Origin of the sequence: Streptomyces sp. CC0208, from assembly GCF_003443735.1 — a bacterium.
In the GTDB taxonomy this organism is placed as follows: Bacteria; Actinomycetota; Actinomycetes; order Streptomycetales; family Streptomycetaceae; genus Streptomyces; species Streptomyces sviceus.
Genome location: NZ_CP031969.1, coordinates 2,586,794 through 2,603,647, shown reverse-complemented (window position 1 = coordinate 2,603,647; position 16,854 = coordinate 2,586,794). Strand labels below are relative to the sequence as shown.

At 69.8% G+C, this 16,854-nt stretch carries 16 protein-coding genes; 15 read left to right on the top strand and 1 reads right to left on the bottom strand.

All coding sequences use genetic code 11. The features are described from left to right. The first annotated feature begins 207 nt into the window (after positions 1-207). The 5 genes from D1369_RS11640 to ffh all read left to right on the top strand — a co-directional run bounded on the left by D1369_RS11640 (position 208) and on the right by ffh (position 7,787). A complete protein-coding gene (locus tag D1369_RS11640; RefSeq protein WP_007384956.1) occupies positions 208-1,701 on the top strand; it encodes a hypothetical protein in 1,494 nt (497 codons plus the stop codon). 313 nt (positions 1,702-2,014) lie between these two features. Next, positions 2,015-3,346: an ammonium transporter gene (locus D1369_RS11635; protein ID WP_007384957.1), complete on the top strand. Its 1,332-nt coding sequence runs from the start codon at positions 2,015-2,017 to the stop codon at positions 3,344-3,346. After that, complete coding sequence (locus tag D1369_RS11630; RefSeq protein WP_003997576.1) at positions 3,343-3,681, top strand: P-II family nitrogen regulator; 339 nt, start codon at positions 3,343-3,345, stop codon at positions 3,679-3,681. Before D1369_RS11635 ends, D1369_RS11630 begins: the two co-directional genes overlap by 4 nt. A gap of 26 nt (positions 3,682-3,707) precedes the next feature. Continuing rightward, positions 3,708-6,155: a [protein-PII] uridylyltransferase gene (locus D1369_RS11625; RefSeq protein WP_118082441.1), complete on the top strand. Its 2,448-nt coding sequence runs from the start codon at positions 3,708-3,710 to the stop codon at positions 6,153-6,155. 84 nt (positions 6,156-6,239) lie between these two features. Beyond that, positions 6,240-7,787 carry a signal recognition particle protein gene (gene ffh, locus D1369_RS11620; protein WP_037901545.1) on the top strand — a complete coding sequence of 516 codons (1,548 nt, stop codon included), beginning with the start codon at positions 6,240-6,242 and terminating at the stop codon, positions 7,785-7,787. A 138-nt stretch (positions 7,788-7,925) separates the two neighbouring features. Here the strand turns inward: ffh and D1369_RS11615 are convergent, their stop codons facing one another. Next, on the bottom strand, positions 7,926-8,783 hold the full coding sequence (locus tag D1369_RS11615) for a class I SAM-dependent methyltransferase (RefSeq protein ID WP_007384961.1): 858 nt from the start codon (positions 8,781-8,783) through the stop codon (positions 7,926-7,928). A 198-nt stretch (positions 8,784-8,981) separates the two neighbouring features. On the opposite strand from D1369_RS11615, the gene proS reads away from it, so the two are divergent. The 10 genes from proS (at position 8,982) to lepB (D1369_RS11565) (ending at position 16,831) form a co-directional block, all read left to right on the top strand. Further along, a complete protein-coding gene (gene proS / locus D1369_RS11610; RefSeq protein WP_007384962.1) occupies positions 8,982-10,397 on the top strand; it encodes a proline--tRNA ligase in 1,416 nt (471 codons plus the stop codon). A gap of 261 nt (positions 10,398-10,658) precedes the next feature. Beyond that, positions 10,659-11,261, top strand: a complete 603-nt coding sequence (locus D1369_RS11605; protein WP_007384963.1) for a hypothetical protein — start codon at positions 10,659-10,661, stop codon at positions 11,259-11,261. Between the two features lie 252 nt (positions 11,262-11,513). Further along, complete coding sequence (gene rpsP, locus D1369_RS11600) at positions 11,514-11,942, top strand: 30S ribosomal protein S16 (RefSeq protein ID WP_007384964.1); 429 nt, start codon at positions 11,514-11,516, stop codon at positions 11,940-11,942. A 2-nt stretch (positions 11,943-11,944) separates the two neighbouring features. Further along, positions 11,945-12,184, top strand: coding sequence for an RNA-binding protein (locus D1369_RS11595; RefSeq protein WP_007384965.1), 240 nt, complete (start codon positions 11,945-11,947; stop codon positions 12,182-12,184). Between the two features lie 93 nt (positions 12,185-12,277). Further along, the gene (gene rimM / locus D1369_RS11590) at positions 12,278-12,829 is read left to right on the top strand and encodes a ribosome maturation factor RimM (protein WP_007384966.1); all 552 of its coding nucleotides are present in this window, start codon (positions 12,278-12,280) and stop codon (positions 12,827-12,829) included. Beyond that, positions 12,829-13,662, top strand: a complete 834-nt coding sequence (trmD, locus tag D1369_RS11585; RefSeq protein ID WP_007384967.1) for a tRNA (guanosine(37)-N1)-methyltransferase TrmD — start codon at positions 12,829-12,831, stop codon at positions 13,660-13,662. Before rimM ends, trmD begins: the two co-directional genes overlap by 1 nt. Before the next feature lie 131 nt (positions 13,663-13,793). Further along, positions 13,794-14,144, top strand: coding sequence for a 50S ribosomal protein L19 (rplS, locus tag D1369_RS11580; protein ID WP_007384968.1), 351 nt, complete (start codon positions 13,794-13,796; stop codon positions 14,142-14,144). Between the two features lie 45 nt (positions 14,145-14,189). After that, positions 14,190-14,885, top strand: a complete 696-nt coding sequence (lepB, locus tag D1369_RS11575) for a signal peptidase I (RefSeq protein ID WP_037901547.1) — start codon at positions 14,190-14,192, stop codon at positions 14,883-14,885. Continuing rightward, positions 14,878-15,972, top strand: coding sequence for a signal peptidase I (lepB, locus tag D1369_RS11570; RefSeq protein ID WP_007384970.1), 1,095 nt, complete (start codon positions 14,878-14,880; stop codon positions 15,970-15,972). The genes lepB (D1369_RS11575) and lepB (D1369_RS11570) overlap by 8 nt, the downstream gene beginning before the upstream one ends. Further along, positions 15,860-16,831 carry a signal peptidase I gene (lepB, locus tag D1369_RS11565; protein ID WP_007384971.1) on the top strand — a complete coding sequence of 324 codons (972 nt, stop codon included), beginning with the start codon at positions 15,860-15,862 and terminating at the stop codon, positions 16,829-16,831. Before lepB (D1369_RS11570) ends, lepB (D1369_RS11565) begins: the two co-directional genes overlap by 113 nt. Positions 16,832-16,854: the final 23 nt, after the last annotated feature.

Below are 16,854 nucleotides of genomic sequence, written 5' to 3'. Positions count from 1 at the left end.
CCGGGATCGCCATGGCTGGACGCGTGATCGTAGGATTACTGTGAGTGCACGAGTCCTGGGGGCACTTGCACTTGTGGGTATGCCGGAGGCAAGTCGGTTCCGCGTTCGAAGGCTGACAACTGCCGGACGAACGGCTGTATTTACCGGCATTCTGATAAGGCTTGGCGCACTCGGCGACAAGTGGTCTCAGGGAGTGGGGGCGTTCCAGTGGGCGGCAACAGCGGAAGCGGGACGGGCGCCGGGAGCGCTGCGCAAGCCGACAAGCGCCCGAACGAACTGCTCACCTCCTGGTTCGTCCGCAGCGGGTGGTCGAAGGGCGAGCTCGCCCGCCAGGTCAACCGCAGGGCCCGCCAGTTGGGCGCCAACCACATCTCCACCGACACCTCGCGGGTGCGCCGCTGGCTCGATGGCGAGAACCCCCGCGAACCCATCCCCAGGATCCTGTCCGAGCTGTTCTCCGAGCGGTTCGGATGCGTCGTCGCCGTCGAGGACCTCGGACTGCGCACCGCCCGCCAGTCACCGTCCACGACCGGGGTCGACCTGCCCTGGACGGGTCCGCAGACCGTGGCCCTGCTCAGCGAGTTCTCGCGCAGCGACCTCATGCTGGCGCGGCGCGGCTTCCTCGGGACCTCGCTGGCCCTGTCCGCGGGCCCGTCCCTCATCGAGCCCATGCAGCGCTGGCTGGTCCCCGGCCCCGCCGCCCCCCCGCATCGTGAGCCCGACCCGGCCGCCTCCCGCCGCGTCGGCCGGCTCTCCAAGCCGGAGCTCGAACTCCTCGAGTCGACGACCGTGATGTTCCGCCAGTGGGACGCCCAGTGCGGCGGCGGTCTGCGCCGCAAGGCGGTCGTCGGCCAGCTGCACGAGGTCACGGACCTCCTCCAGGAGCCCCAGCCCGAGGCCACCACCCGCAAGCTCTTCAAGGTCGCCGCCGAACTTGCCGAGCTCGCGGGCTGGATGTCGTACGACGTGGGGCTCCAGCCCAGCGCGCAGAAGTACTTCGTGCTCGCCCTGCACGCCGCCAAGGAAGCCGGGGACAAGCCGCTCGGCTCCTATGTCCTGTCCAGCATGAGCCGTCAGATGATCCACCTCGGGCGGCCCGAGGACGCCCTGGAGCTGATCCACCTAGCGCAGTACGGCAGCCGGGACTGCGCGAGCCCGCGGACCCTGTCCATGCTGTATGCGATGGAGGCCCGCGCCTACGCCAACATGGGCCAGCCCGGCAAGTGCAAGAGGGCGGTCCGGATGGCCGAGGACACCTTCGCCGAGGCCGACGAGTGGGACGAGCCGGACCCCGACTGGATCCGCTTCTTCTCCGAGGCGGAGCTGTACGGCGAGAACTCCCACTCCTACCGCGACCTGGCCTACGTCGCCGGTCGCAGCCCGACCTACGCCTCCTTGGCCGAGCCCCTCATGCAGCGGGCGGTGGAGCTCTTCTCCGAGGACGGCGAGCACCAGCGGTCGTACGCACTCAATCTCGTCGGCATGGCCACGGTGCACCTGCTGCGGCGTGAGCCCGAGCAGAGCACCGGACTGGTGGAACAGGCCATGCACATCGCCAAGAAGGTCCGCTCCGAGCGGGTCAACACTCGTATTCGAAAGACGGTCGACACGGCCGTACGCGATTTCGGTGATCTATCCGCAGTCGTGGACCTCACCGACAAGCTCGCAGTGGAACTCCCGGAGACCGCGGAAGCCGTCTGAATCCCCGGAACCCCGGCCGCGGCCGGCCCTCCCGAACTGCCCGACTCGGCTCCCCCATGCCAGGTCGTCGGAAGGCCGACCGCGGCCGGTTTCTTTCCTTCTACGAAGGTTGCGCCACGATAACGATCGGCGTGGCCCAAATCTGCCAGTTCATCGACGCGTAACACACAAGGCGCCTTCGTCACGGCGGCGAAACAACGAGGGGCTTCCACCGAAACCGCGCTGCGCCAATCTCATGGCGCATAACCGGCCCACCCCTCAATCCGCTCTGGCTTCGCCCGCACGGGGCCGTACCTACGACGAGGAGACGCCGATGGCACCAGCCATCACGCTCGCCGCAGACAAGCTGTCTGTGGCGAACACAGGCTTCATGTTGATCTGTTCCGCCCTGGTGCTGATCATGACCCCGGGTCTTGCCTTCTTCTACGGAGGCATGGTCCGCGTCAAGAGCACCCTCAACATGCTCATGATGAGCTTCATCAGCATGGGTATCGTCACCATCCTGTGGGTGGTCTACGGCTTCTCCATGGCGTTCGGCACGGACCACGGCTCGCTCATCGGCTGGGAATCCGACTTCTTCGGATGGACCGGCATCGACAAGGGCGACATCTGGTCCGGGTACACGATCCCGGTCCTCGCCTTCGCCGTCTTCCAGATGATGTTCGCGATCATCACGCCCGCCCTGATAAGCGGCGCGATCGCCGACCGCGTGAAGTTCTCCGCCTGGGCGCTCTTCGTCGCGCTGTGGGCGACGGTCGTGTACTTCCCGGTCGCCCACTGGGTCTGGGGCACCGGCGGCTGGGCCTTCGAGCTCGGCGTGATCGACTTCGCCGGTGGTACCGCGGTCCACATCAACGCGGGTGCCGCGGCGCTCGGTGTCATCCTGGTCATCGGCAAGCGTGTCGGTTTCAAGCGGGACCCCATGCGCCCCCACAGCCTCCCGCTGGTCATGCTCGGCGCGGGCCTGCTGTGGTTCGGCTGGTTCGGCTTCAACGCCGGCTCGTGGCTCGGCAACGACGACGGCGTCGGTTCGCTGATGTTCGTCAACACGCAGATCGCCACCGCGGCCGCGATGCTCGCCTGGCTCATCTACGAGAAGATCCGCCACGGCGCGTTCACCACCCTCGGTGCCGCCTCCGGCGCGGTCGCCGGTCTGGTCGCCATCACCCCTTCCGGTGGTGCGATCACCCCGATCGGCGCGATCTGCATCGGCGCCATCGCCGGTGTCGCCTGCGCCGCGGCCGTCGGGCTGAAGTACCGCTTCAACTACGACGACTCCCTGGACGTCGTCGGCGTCCACATGGTCGGCGGCATCATCGGCTCCCTGCTGATCGGCTTCTTCGCCAGCGGCAAGGGCCAGTCCGACGTCAAGGGCCTGTTCTACGGCGGCAACGCGGACCAGCTCTGGAAGCAGTGCGCCGGTGTCTTCGCGGTCCTCGCCTACTCCCTGGTCGCCTCCGCGATCCTCGCTTTCCTGCTCGACAAGACGATCGGCATGCGGGTCGAGGAGGACGAGGAGATCTCGGGCATCGACCAGGCCGAGCACGCCGAGACCGCATACGACTTCAGCGGCGCCGGCGGTGGTTACGACCGCAGCGCCGTGCCGACCCCGCCCGCCTCTGAGTCCAAGAAGGTGGACGCATGAAGCTCATCACCGCCGTCGTCAAGCCGCACCGGCTCGACGAGATCAAGGAAGCCCTCCAGGCCTTCGGGGTCCACGGCCTGACGGTCACCGAGGCGAGCGGCTACGGTCGTCAGCGGGGCCACACCGAGGTCTACCGCGGTGCCGAGTACACCGTGGACCTGGTGCCGAAGATCCGCATCGAGGTCCTCGCCGAGGACGACGACGCCGAGCAGCTGATCGACGTCATCGTCAAGGCGGCCCGCACCGGCAAGATCGGTGACGGCAAGGTCTGGTCCCTGCCGGTCGAGACCGCCGTACGGGTCAGGACGGGCGAGCGCGGCCCGGACGCGCTCTGACCGAAGAACAGAACAGGAGCTGCTGGGTGACGAGCACGAACGTGCGCAAGGATGCAGAGGACTCGGGACCCAGCGGCTACGCGGCGGCCCGGCTGCGCCTCCTCCAGGAGGGGGCGCGGTCCGGGCCGCCGCGCCGTTCCGCCCTCGCCGAACTGACCGACGACTGGCTCTCGGGGCTGTTCACCGCGGGCAACGAGCAGGTGCGCGGGGTCGCCCTGATCGCCGTCGGCGGCTACGGCCGCGGCGAGCTGTCGCCGCGCAGCGACCTGGACCTGGTCCTGCTGCACGACGGCAGCGACCCGGGCGCGGTCGCCACCCTCGCCGATCGCATCTGGTACCCCGTGTGGGACCTCGGCCTCGCCCTCGACCACTCCGTGCGCACACCCGCAGAGGCCCGCAAGACGGCCGGTGAGGATCTGAAGGTCCAACTCGGCCTGCTGGACGCCCGCCACATCGCCGGTGACCTCGGACTGACGACCGGTCTGCGGACAGCGGTCCTCGCCGACTGGCGCAACCAGGCCCCCAAACGCCTTCCCGAGCTCCAGGAACTGTGTGCCGAGCGTGCCGAACGCCAGGGCGAGCTCCAGTACCTGCTCGAACCCGATCTGAAAGAGGCCCGCGGCGGTCTCCGTGACGCCACCGCCCTGCGTGCCGTCGCCGCCTCCTGGCTGGCCGACGCCCCGCGCGAGGGCCTCGACGACGCCCGGCGCCGGCTGCTCGACGTCCGGGACGCCCTGCACCTGGCGACGGGCCGCGCGACCGACCGGCTCGCGCTCCAGGAACAGGACCAGGTCGCCGCCGAACTCGGCCTCCTCGACGCCGACACCCTGCTGCGGCAGGTCTACGAGGCCGCCCGGGTCATCGCGTACGCCAGCGACGTCACCTGGCGCGAGGTGGGACGCGTCCTCAGGTCGCGTGCCGTGCGGCCACGGCTGCGCGCCATGCTCGGGGGCGGCAAGCCGGTCGCCGAACGGTCGCCTCTGGCGGAGGGTGTCGTCGAGCAGGACGGCGAGGTGGTGCTCGCCCGCGCCGCGCGCCCCGACCGGGACCCCGTGCTCCCGCTGCGTGCCGCGGCCGCCGCCGCCCAGGCCGGACTCCCGCTCTCCCTGCACGCCGTGCGCCGCATGGCGGTCGGCGTGCGCCCGCTGCCCACGCCCTGGCCCGCCGAGGCCCGCGAACAGCTCGTGACCCTGCTCGGCTCCGGCCAGCCCACCATCGAGGTCTGGGAGGCACTGGAGGCCGAGGGGCTGATCACCCGGATGCTGCCCGACTGGGAGCGGGTGCGCTGCCGCCCGCAGCGCAACGCCGTGCACATCTGGACCGTCGACCGGCACCTGATCGAGACCGCGGTCCGCGCCTCGGAGTTCACCCGGCGCGTCCACCGCCCCGACCTGCTGCTCGTCGCCGCCCTGCTGCACGACATCGGCAAGGGCTGGCCCGGCGACCACTCGGTGGCCGGCGAGATCATCGCGAAGGACGTCGCCGCGCGCATCGGCTTCGACCGCGACGACGTCGCCGTACTCGCGACACTCGTACGCCACCACCTGCTGCTCATCGACACCGCGACCCGGCGTGACCTGGAGGACCCGGCCACCGTGCGCTCGGTCGCCGAGGCGGTGGGCTCGCAGGGCACGCTGGAGCTGCTGCACGCGCTGACCGAGGCCGACGCCCTGGCCACCGGGCCGGCCGCCTGGTCGTCCTGGCGGGGCTCGCTCGTCGCCGACCTGGTCAAGCGGGTGTCCGCGGTGCTCGCCGGGGACGACCCCGACGAGCCCGAGGCCGCCGCGCCCACCGCCGAGCAGGAGCGGCTCGCCATCGAGGCGCTCGCGACGGGCGGCCCGGTGCTGTCCCTGCGCGCGCAGACCGAGCTGCCCGCGGACGCCCAGCCCTCGGGCGACCCGGAACCGCTCGGCGTGGAGCTGGTGATCGCCGTACCCGACCAGCCGGGTGTGCTGCCCGCGGTCGCCGGAGTGCTGGCCGTGCACCGGCTGACGGTCCGCACCGCGGAACTGAGCACCCAGGAGCTGCCCGACGGCGTCGAGGGTGCCGTGCTCCTGCTGAACTGGCGGGTCGCCGCCCAGTACGGCTCGCTGCCCCAGGCGGCCCGGCTGCGCGCCGATCTCGTACGGGTCCTGGACGGCTCGCTGGATGTCGCCGGGCGCCTCGCCGAGCGGGACGCGGCCTATCCGAGGCGCCGGGGTGTCGTCGCGCCCCCCGCGCGCGTGACGGTCGCCGGGGCGGCCTCCCGGCACGCCACGGTGATCGAGGTGCGCGCCCAGGACGCCCCCGGACTGCTGTTCCGCATCGGACGCGCGCTGGAGGACGCCGGGGTGCGGATGCGCAGCGCGCACGTGTCGACGCTGGGCGCCAACGCGGTGGACGCCTTCTACGTCACCGACGGCAAGGGCGCCCCGCTCGGGGCCGGCGAAGCGGCTTCCGTGGCCCGGAAGCTGGAGGAGACCCTGCGGGGCTGACCGGGGGATCCCGGCCAGGTGTGTCGCCGGGATACCCTGGAGGGCGATTCCCAGCTGCCACCGACCCCGAGGACCGCGAGCGCCGTGTTCGATACTCTTTCCGATCGCCTCTCAGCGACTTTCAAGAACCTGCGCGGCAAGGGACGGCTCTCCGAGGCGGACATCGACGCCACCGCGCGCGAGATCCGGATCGCGCTGCTGGAAGCGGACGTGGCGCTCCCGGTCGTCCGGGCGTTCATCAAGAACGTCAAGGAGCGTGCCCTCGGCCCCGAGGTCTCCGGTTCGCAGTACCCGGCGCAGCGGGTCCTCGACATCGTCAACGAGGAACTGGTCACCATCCTGGGTGGCCAGACCCGCCGCCTGCGCTTCGCCAAGCAGCCCCCGACCGTGATCATGCTCGCGGGTCTGCAGGGCGCCGGTAAGACCACCCTGGCGGGCAAGCTCGCCAGGCACCTCAAGGAAGAGGGCCACTCGCCGCTCCTGGTCGCCGCCGACCTCCAGCGACCGAACGCGGTCACCCAGCTGAGCGTCGTCGCCGAACGCGCGGGCGTGGCCGTCTTCGCCCCGGAGCCGGGCAACGGCGTGGGCGACCCGGTCAAGGTCGCCCAGGACTCGGTCCAGCACGCCAGGGCCAAGCTCCACGACATCGTCATCGTGGACACCGCCGGCCGCCTCGGCATCGACCAGGAACTGATGCAGCAGGCCGCGGACATCCGGGACGCGGTCTCGCCGGACGAGATCCTCTTCGTCGTCGACGCGATGATCGGTCAGGACGCGGTCAACACCGCCGAGGCCTTCCGCGACGGTGTCGGTTTCGACGGTGTGGTCCTCTCCAAGCTCGACGGTGACGCACGCGGTGGTGCGGCCCTGTCGATCGCGTCGGTCACCGGCAAGCCGATCATGTTCGCGTCGAACGGCGAGAAGCTGGACGACTTCGACGTCTTCCACCCGGACCGGATGGCCTCCCGCATCCTCGACATGGGTGACCTGGCCACCCTGTTCGAGAAGGCGCAGAAGGAGTTCAGCGAGGAAGAGGCCGCCAAGATGGCCTCCAAGCTCGCCTCCAAGAAGGGCCAGGACTTCACCCTCGACGACTTCCTGGCCCAGATGGAGCAGGTCCGCAAGATGGGCAGCATCAGCAAGCTGCTCGGCATGATGCCCGGCATGGGCCAGATCAAGGAACAGATCAACAACATCGACGAGCGGGACGTCGACCGTACGGCCGCCATCATCAAGTCGATGACCCCGGCCGAGCGCCAGGAACCGACCATCATCAACGGCTCCCGCCGCGCCCGTATCGCCAAGGGCTCCGGCGTCGAGGTCAGCGCGGTCAAGAACCTCGTCGAGCGGTTCTTCGAGGCCCGCAAGATGATGTCCCGCATGGCCCAGGGCGGCGGCATGCCGGGTATGCCCGGGGTGCCGGGCATGGGCGGCGGCCCCGGCCGGGCCAGGAAGCAGCCCAAGAAGGCCAAGGGCAAGCAGCGCTCCGGCAACCCGATGAAGCGCAAGCAGCAGGAGCAGGAGGAGGCCGCACGCAAGGCCGCCCAGGCCGGCAGCGCCTTCGGGGTGCCCGGTCAGCAGGCCCCGCAGGACTTCGAACTGCCGGACGAGTTCAAGAAGTTCATGGGCTGAGTTCCCCTCCGCGTGTGCCGGGGGTGGGTGTCCGTCGTAACGTCCGGATATGACCGACCCCGTCCCGGCCCCGGCCCCGACCCGACCCGCCGCGCACCGCATCGCGGGGATCTCCCGGCTGACGAAGGAGATCGACGGCTAGGGCACGTCCGCGACCAGGTACCGGAAGACGTTCGGCATCCACACCGTGCCGTCCCGGCGCTGGTACGGATGCAGGGCTTCCGTCACCTCCTTGTCCACCTGCGCCTGGTCGGTCGCCTCGATGGCCGCGTCGAAGAGGCCGGTCGACAGCAGGCCCTTGAGGGCGCTGTCGAGGTCGGCGTACCCGAAGGGGCAGGAAACCCGCCCCGACCCGTCGGGCCGCAGGCCGGCCCGCTGGGCGACCTCCTCCAGGTCGTCGCGCAGGGCCGGGCGCCAACTGCCCGTGCCGCGCAGCGGCTCCGCCAGCTTGGTGGCCACCCGCAGCACGGACGTCGTGGCGCACCGCTCCGGCGGCCCCCAGCCGACGAGCACCACGGACGCTCCCCGCTCGGCGAGCGGTGTCGCCGCGGCGAGAAGGTCACCCAGCCCCTCCGAGTCGCCCGCGAGACACCCGATCGGCTCGAAGGCCGTCACGAGGGTGTACGGGGCGGTCCCGGCGTCGGAGGCGCCTCCAGGGGCTCCCTCGACGAGCCTGGTGCCGGCACGCGCGCGCGTACCCCACGCCTCCGGCTGCAGCCGCTCCCGCGCGAGCGCCAGCCGTTCCGGGGAGGAGGGCTCGACACCGACGACCGCGGCGCCTTTGGAGGCGGCCATCAGCAGGGCGAGCCCGCTGCCGCAGCCGAGGCCCAACAGCCGCGTCCCGGTGCCCACTTCCAGTCGCTCGTAGACGGCCTCGTACAGCGGAACCAGCATCCGCTCCTGGATCTCGGACCAGTCACGCGCGCGTGCACCGAGGTCGCGACGGGAGGTCTCCCCCGTCGAGGGCAGGTGCTGCCGCACGAGCGTAGGTGTCATGGATAAGCGCCCCAATCCGCCGAGAGTTGACTCTGTGCACGATTCCGTGGCCCCGTGACGTGCGCTCGCAGTTCCCCCGTATGCCAGGTAACTCCGCACTCGACCGCTCGTCCAGAGGCAGAGGGCCCTGCTTGCCGGTTGGCATGTGCCGGGGAAAAGAATTCACATCCCGGCAATCTGCGCCCGTAACATCGCGCCATGGCAAAGGCACCTGTTCTCACACCCCGGGCGGACGACTTCCCGCGCTGGTACCAGGATCTGATCACCAAGGCCGAACTGGCCGACAACGGTCCGGTGCGCGGCACCATGGTCATCCGACCGTACGGGTACGGGCTGTGGGAACGGATGCAGGCCGAGATGGACGCCCGCATCAAGGAGACGGGCACCCAGAACGCGTACTTCCCGCTGCTGATCCCGCAGTCGTACCTCACCCGCGAGGCCGACCACGTCGAGGGCTTCGCGCCCGAACTCGCGGTCGTCACCCACGGCGGCGGCAAGGAGCTCGAAGAGCCCGCCGTCGTCCGCCCCACCTCCGAGATGATCATCAACGACTACTTCTCGAAGTGGGTGCAGAGCTACCGCGACCTGCCCCTGCTGATCAACCAGTGGGCGAACGTGGTGCGTTGGGAGCTGCGGCCCCGGCTGTTCCTGCGGACGACCGAGTTCCTGTGGCAGGAGGGCCACACCGCGCACGCCACCCAGGAGGACGCGCGCGCGTTCGCCTCGCACATCCACCGGCAGGTCTACGAGGACTTCATGACCAACGTCCTCGCCATGGACGTCGTCCCCGGCCGCAAGACCGTCAAGGAGCGCTTCGCCGGCGCGATCAACACCCTCACGCTCGAAGGCATGATGGGTGACGGCAAGGCCCTCCAGATGGCCACCAGCCATGAGCTGGGCCAGAACTTCGCCAAGGCCTTCAACACCTCGTACCTGTCCAAGGACGGCACCCAGGAACTCGTCTGGCAGACCTCCTGGGGCTCCACCACCCGCATGATCGGCGCCCTGGTGATGATGCACGGCGACGACAACGGCCTGCGCGTCCCGCCGCGGCTGGCGCAGACCCAGGTCGTCGTTCTGGCCATCAAGGGGGACGAACAGGTTCTGGCCAAGGTCCGCGACATCGGCGACCGGTTGAAGGCGGCGGGCCTGCGCGTCCACGTCGACGACCGCACCGACACCCCCTTCGGCCGCCGCGCGGTCGACTGGGAGCTCAAGGGCGTGCCGGTCCGCGTGGAGGTCGGACCCCGTGACCTGGAGAGCGGCACCGCGATGGTGGCCCGCCGCATCCCGGGGGGCAAGGAGGCGGTCGCCGTCGACGATCTCGTACGACTGCTCCGGGCCGTCCTCGAGGAGGACCAGGCGCTGCTGCTGGCCCAGTCCCGCGAGCGCCGCGAGTCCCGGACGGCCGACGTGTCGACGTTCGACGAAGCCGTCGAGGCCGCCGTCGCCGGCGGCTGGGCGCGGATCCCGTGGGCCACTCTCGGCGAGGAAGGCGAGGCCAGGCTGGCCGAGCACGGGGCGACCGTACGGTGTCTGGTCGCGGAGGACGGGTCGGTGCCGGGAACCGACGACGCCCCCGGTAACGTCGCAGTAGTCGCACGCGCTTACTGAGGCAGCGCCCTTCCGGCGCGAGAGCGACCGAAACGCCTCTTGCGCACCTGCGGATCACAACCGCACCGGCGCGTGGACACGATCTACGCGCCGGGGCGTACCTCACACTACGCACCAGCTTGGTACGAGCTGCGAGGCTTCTCCGCAGATCAGCGCACCCGCCCTCGTCTCCACGCATCAGCGGCAACTGACGGGTACGTGCAAATTATTTGGGATGCCCCGGAATAGGAACACCGGGGCACTCTGGCTCGTTGTCATTACGTGAGCACGACACAGACACCACCTGTTCTCGCCGCAGAGCTGGCAGAGGCGTGGGCCGACATTCAGCGGTACCACCCCGAACTGCCTGACCTTGCCGCGCCAGAGTCCCTGATCGGGGAGTCGTCGTCCGCGTGCGGTCACGAGCTCTCCTTCGAGCGACTGCTTCACGAGGCAGTCCACGGCATCGCCGCCGCGCGAGGCATCCGCGACACCTCCCGCGCCGGCCGCTACCACAACCGCAGATTCCTCGCGATCGCCGAGGAGATGGGCCTGGACCACCCCGAGGAGCCGCACCCGAGCAGTGGCTTCTCGCTGGTCTCGCTCACCCCCGAGGCAAAGCGCCGGTACCGCCCGACCATCGAGCGGCTCCAGCGCGCACTCAAGGCCCACACGGCGGCGACCTCCGCCGACACAGCCCGCTCCTTCCGGGGTCCGGCGGCGCGGCACGGCTCCTCCGGAGGCGGAGTCCGGGTCAAGGCGGTCTGCGACTGCGGCCGCAATGTGAGGGTCGTTCCTTCCGTCCTGGCCCAGGCGCCCATTGTTTGCGGGGGCTGCGGGAAGCCGTTCCGTATCCCCGAGATCGTGGGCGCGGCAGCGAGCTGAGACCGCGGCTGCTCGTGGCAGCCGCGGTCCTGCCCGGGGGCACCTGGAGTACCGGGTGCCCTTCAGGCATGCTCGCGCGCGGTCCCGGTCAGAGGGGAGCCCCAGGTGTGGCACAATGGCTAGCTGTACTCGACAGCCGCACAGGAACCCTCTCGCCTCCGGCTGACGCGTCCATCGGGCACTCGGGTACCGCAACCCCACGCGGCTTTCTCGCCGTGCCCAACCACGTCAAATCCAGGAGAATCCACTCCCGTGGCAGTCAAGATCAAGCTGAAGCGTCTGGGCAAGATCCGCGCGCCTCACTACCGCATCGTCGTCGCCGACTCCCGCACCCGTCGTGACGGCCGTGCGATCGAGGAGATCGGCCTGTACCACCCGGTGCAGAACCCCTCGCGCATCGAGGTCGACTCGGAGCGCGCGCAGTACTGGCTGGGTGTCGGCGCGCAGCCGACCGAGCCCGTGCTCGCCATCCTGAAGAAGACCGGCGACTGGCAGAAGTTCAAGGGCGAGCCCGCCCCGGCTCCGCTGCTCCAGCCGGCCGAGAAGGCCGCGCGTCCCTCGTTCGAGGCCCTCGGTGGCGACGACGCGGGCAAGGGTGAGGCCATCACCCAGAAGAAGAAGGCTGAGAAGAAGGACGAGGCTGCCGCTGAGTCGTCTTCGTCTGAGTCGACCGAGGCCTGAGCATGCTCGAGGAGGCTCTCGAGCACCTCGTGAAGGGCATCGTCGACAACCCTGACGATGTGCAGGTCGCCTCGCGCACCCTGCGCCGCGGGCGAGTGCTGGAGGTCCGGGTCCACCCCGACGACCTCGGCAAGGTGATCGGCCGCAACGGCCGCACCGCTCGCGCCCTGCGTACCGTCGTGGGGGCCATCGGCGGCCGCGGTGTCCGCGTCGACCTCGTCGACGTCGACCACGTCCGCTGACGTCACACGCAGCACCGGCTCGGGCCGGGGAGGGCCATCGGGCCGTCCCCGGCCCGTAGTCGTTACGGGCCCAACGACAGGAGATCTTCGGAAGTGCAGCTCGTAGTCGCGCGGATCGGCCGTGCCCATGGCATCAAGGGCGAGGTCACCGTCGAGGTCCGCACCGACGAGCCGGAACTCCGGCTCGCACCCGGCGCCGTACTGGCGACCGACCCGGCCGCCACCGGCCCGCTCACCATCGAGACGGGCCGTGTCCACAGCGGCCGCCTCCTGCTGCGTTTCGAGGGTGTCCGTGACCGGACCGCCGCCGAGGCGCTGCGCAACACCCTCCTGATCGCCGAGGTCGACCCGGAGGAGCTGCCCGAGGAGGAGGACGAGTACTACGACCACCAGCTCATGGACCTCGACGTCGTGACCGAGGACGGCGTGGAGGTGGGCCGGATCACCGAGATCTCGCACCTGCCATCCCAGGACCTCTTCATCGTCGAGCGGCCCGACGGCAGCGAGGTGATGATCCCGTTCGTCGAGGAGATCGTCGCCGAGATCGACCTGGCGGAGCAGAAGGCGGTCATCACACCACCGCCCGGGCTGATCGACGACCGCGCCGAGATCGCGTCCTCCCGGGACTCCGAGGACGAGTCCTGATGCGCCTCGACGTCGTCACGATCTTCCCCGAGTACCTCGACCCCCTGAACGTCTCCCTGGTCGGCAAGGCACGCGCGCGTGGACAGCTGGACGTGCACGTCCACGATCTGCGCCAGTGGACGTACGACCGCCACAACACCGTCGACGACACCCCGTACGGCGGCGGCCCCGGCATGGTCATGAAGACCGACCCCTGGGGAGACGCGCTGGACTCCGTGCTGGCGGACGGCTACGAGTCGGGCTCCGGTGCGCCCGCCCTCATCGTCCCCACCCCGAGCGGCCGCCCCTTCACCCAGGAACTCGCCGTAGAGCTCTCCGAGCGCCCCTGGCTGATCTTCACGCCCGCGCGCTACGAGGGCATCGACCGCCGGGTGATCGACGAGTACGCCACGAGGATGCCGGTCCACGAGGTGTCCATCGGCGACTACGTCCTCGCCGGCGGTGAAGCGGCCGTCCTGGTGATCACCGAGGCGGTGGCGCGGCTGCTGCCCGGCGTGCTCGGCAACGCCGAGTCGCACCGGGACGACTCCTTCGCGCCCGGAGCCATGGCCAACCTGCTCGAAGGCCCCGTCTACACCAAGCCGCCCGAGTGGCGCGGCCGCGGCATCCCGGACGTCCTGCTCAGCGGGCACCACGGCAAGATCGCCCGCTGGCGCCGCGACGAGGCGCTCAGGCGTACGGCGGCCAACCGGCCCGACCTCATCGAGCGCTGCGACCCGGCGGTCTTCAACAAGAAGGACCGCGAGATGCTCTCCATCCTGGGCTGGGCGCCGGACCCGGCGGGGGAGCCGTACGGCCGATTTTGGCGCAGGCCAGAAGGCATGGAACAATAGGCCGCTGTTGTGCGTCGTCCGGCGTGCGCCCCTGCCACAGGGGGACACGACGCCCGCCCCGACACGGACAGCTCCTCACGAACCCTATCTACCGCCGATGACCTGTGGCATGGGCGAAGAAAGCAGACGAAATGTCTCACCTGCTCGACACCGTCGACTCCGCGTCGCTGCGCACCGACATCCCGGCCTTCCGCCCGGGTGACACCGTCAACGTCCACGTCCGCGTCATCGAGGGCAACCGCTCCCGTGTGCAGCAGTTCAAGGGCGTAGTCATCCGTCGCCAGGGCGCCGGTGTCCGCGAGACCTTCACGGTCCGCAAGGTCTCCTTCTCCGTCGGCGTCGAGCGCACCTTCCCGGTGCACACCCCGATCGTCGAGAAGATCGAGCTCGTCACCCGCGGTGACGTGCGTCGCGCCAAGCTGTACTACCTGCGCGAGCTGCGCGGCAAGGCCGCGAAGATCAAGGAGAAGCGCGACAACTGAGCGCTTCTCGGACGTCACGGCGCGGCCGGATAGCATCTGGCCCCGATGGACACCGAAGCACAGCCGACGGAGCGCGACCGCTCCTCCCGCCCCGCACCAGGGGCCGCGGAGGGACGGTCGCGTTTCGCGTTGGTGTCGAGAATCACCCAGTGGCTGCCCGGCGGCCGGATCTCCCTGACCCTGCTGGTCTGCCTGGTCTTTCTTTTGCTGATCAGTACGTTCGTGGTCAGACCTTTCCTGATTCCCAGCGGATCCATGGAAAACGGATTGAGGATCGGGGACCGCGTTCTCGTAAATAGGTTGGCGTACCGTTTCGGTGCCGTGCCGCAGCGGGGAGATGTGGTCGTGTTCGACGGAACCGGGTATTTCGGGGACGGGGACTACATCAAGCGCGTTGTGGGCGTGGGGGGAGACCACGTGGTCTGCTGCGACAAGAAGGGGAGGGTCGAGGTGAACGGCCGGTCGGTCGACGAGTCGGGCTTCCTGTACCCCGGCGACAGCCCGTCCTCGGTGCCCTTCGACGTCGAGGTGCCCGACGGCAGTCTCTTCGTCCTCGGTGACCACCGCAGCGTCTCCAGCGACTCCCGGGACCATCTCGGCTCACCGGGCGGCGGCATGGTCCCCGTCGACGACGTCCTCGGACGGGCCGACTGGATCATCTGGCCCGCCGGCCACGCCGTCCGCCTGCACCGTTCCGCCGCCTACGCGCGCGTGCCCGCAGCGGAGGGCGCGCATGGGTAACCGCGGCAAACCGCGCGGTGTGTCGAGCACCCCCGCCGACAATCTGCTGCCCACCGGTGTGAGACGTTCCGCCAGCCCCTCCGGCGGCCGCTCACGCGCGGAGCGGCGCAAGCTCCAGCGCAAGGTGAAGCGGCGCAGGAGGCGCGGCGCGGTCAAGGAGATACCCCTCCTGGTCGGTGTGGCCGTCCTGATAGCCCTGGTCCTGAAGACGTTCCTGGTCCAGGCGTTCGTGATCCCGTCCGGCTCGATGGAGCAGACGATCCGGATCGGCGACCGCGTCCTGGTCGACAAGTTCACCCCGTGGTTCGGCTCCGAGCCGAAGCGCGGGGACGTCGTCGTCTTCAAGGACCCCGGCGGTTGGCTCCAGGACGAGCAGACCACGACGAAGAAGGACGACCCCGTCGTCGTCAAGCAGGTCAAGGAGGGGCTCACCTTCATCGGCCTGCTGCCGTCCGACAACGAGAAGGACCTGATCAAGCGGGTCGTCGGAGTCGGCGGCGACCGCGTCAAGTGCTGTGACACCGAGGGGCGGGTCACCGTCAACGGCGTCCCCTTGAGCGAGACGGACTACCTGTATCCCGGGAACGCCCCGTCCACCCAGCAGTTCGACATCACCGTCCCCAAGGGGCGGCTGTGGGTGATGGGGGACCATCGCGCCAACTCCGCGGACTCCCGCTCGCACCAGGACACCGACTACGGCGGCACGGTGTCCCTGGACTCGGTGGTGGGGCGGGCCAGGGTCATCGCGTGGCCTTTCGGCCACTGGACCATGCTCGACGAACCGAAAACTTACTCTTCCGTTGCCGACTCGGTGTCCGGGACGACCGCAGCTTCCCGGACGTCGCTTAGGGTTGCTCACGACGATCCGAACGAAGCGATCCAACTCCCGAGCCCTGCGGAACTCCCGCTCGTTATGGGAGTGGTGGGCCTGCGCCGTACGTGGCGCAGGCGGCGGCACAGAGTAAGGAGTTGGCGTGGGGGATGTGGCGGTTGGCGCACGATCCGGGCACGACGGCGAGGAGCACCGCGGACGCCCCGTGGAAGCAGCCGACCCGGCATCGGACAGCGCCGTGACCTCCGGGAGTGACTCCGGGGCGACCGAGGACGGTACGGCGACGGAGGTCCGGGGAGGGGGGCCGGGCGATTCGGCCCCCGCGGTGAAGAAGCAGCGCTCCTTCTGGAAGGAGCTGCCGATCCTGATCGGCATCGCGCTCGTGCTGGCGCTGCTGATCAAGACCTTCCTGGTGCAGGCCTTCTCGATCCCGTCCGACTCGATGCAGAACACCCTCCAGCAGGGCGACCGGGTGCTGGTCGACAAGCTCACCCCGTGGTTCGGCTCCGAGCCCGAGCGCGGCGAGGTCGTCGTCTTCCACGACCCCGACAACTGGCTGGCTGGCGAGCCGGTGGCGGACCCGAACGCCGTACAGACGTTCCTCTCCTGGATCGGTCTCATGCCGTCCGCCACGGAGAAGGACCTCATCAAGCGCGTCATCGGCGTGGGCGGTGACACGGTCTCCTGCGAGGGCACCGGACCGCTCAAGGTCAACGGTCACGCGCTGAGCGAGTCGTCGTACGTCTACGCCGGCAACACCCCCTGCAGCCAGGACGACCAGGGCGGCCAGTTCACCGTGAAGGTCCCCAAGGGGTACATCTGGGTGATGGGCGACCACCGGCAGAACTCGCGTGACTCGCGCTACAACCAGTCCGACAAGCACCACGGCATGGTCCCGGTCGACGACGTCGTGGGCCGCGCCATCGTGAAGGCCTGGCCGCTCAACCGCTGGGGCACGCTGCCCAAGCCGGACACCTTCGACCAGGCCGGCATCAACGACAAGGCGTCGGCCTCCGCCGCCCTGACGGTCGCGCCGCAGGGGATCGCCCTCGTCGGTGTGGTTCCGGTGGCGCTGTGGCGGCGCAGGAAGGCCGCCGTCGAGCGGACCCGCTGAGTACCGTCCTGCCGACCGGACCG

Coding starts and splice junctions, on each gene's coding strand:
- lepB (WP_007384970.1), top strand. CDS start 14,878: ATGGGTAACCGCGGCAAACCGCGCGGTGTGTCGAGCACCCCCGCCGAC.
- D1369_RS11635 (WP_007384957.1), top strand. CDS start 2,015: ATGGCACCAGCCATCACGCTCGCCGCAGACAAGCTGTCTGTGGCGAAC.
- proS (WP_007384962.1), top strand. CDS start 8,982: ATGGCAAAGGCACCTGTTCTCACACCCCGGGCGGACGACTTCCCGCGC.
- rplS (WP_007384968.1), top strand. CDS start 13,794: ATGTCTCACCTGCTCGACACCGTCGACTCCGCGTCGCTGCGCACCGAC.
- D1369_RS11630 (WP_003997576.1), top strand. CDS start 3,343: ATGAAGCTCATCACCGCCGTCGTCAAGCCGCACCGGCTCGACGAGATC.
- trmD (WP_007384967.1), top strand. CDS start 12,829: ATGCGCCTCGACGTCGTCACGATCTTCCCCGAGTACCTCGACCCCCTG.
- D1369_RS11595 (WP_007384965.1), top strand. CDS start 11,945: ATGCTCGAGGAGGCTCTCGAGCACCTCGTGAAGGGCATCGTCGACAAC.
- lepB (WP_037901547.1), top strand. CDS start 14,190: ATGGACACCGAAGCACAGCCGACGGAGCGCGACCGCTCCTCCCGCCCC.
- D1369_RS11615 (WP_007384961.1), bottom strand. CDS start 8,783: ATGACACCTACGCTCGTGCGGCAGCACCTGCCCTCGACGGGGGAGACC.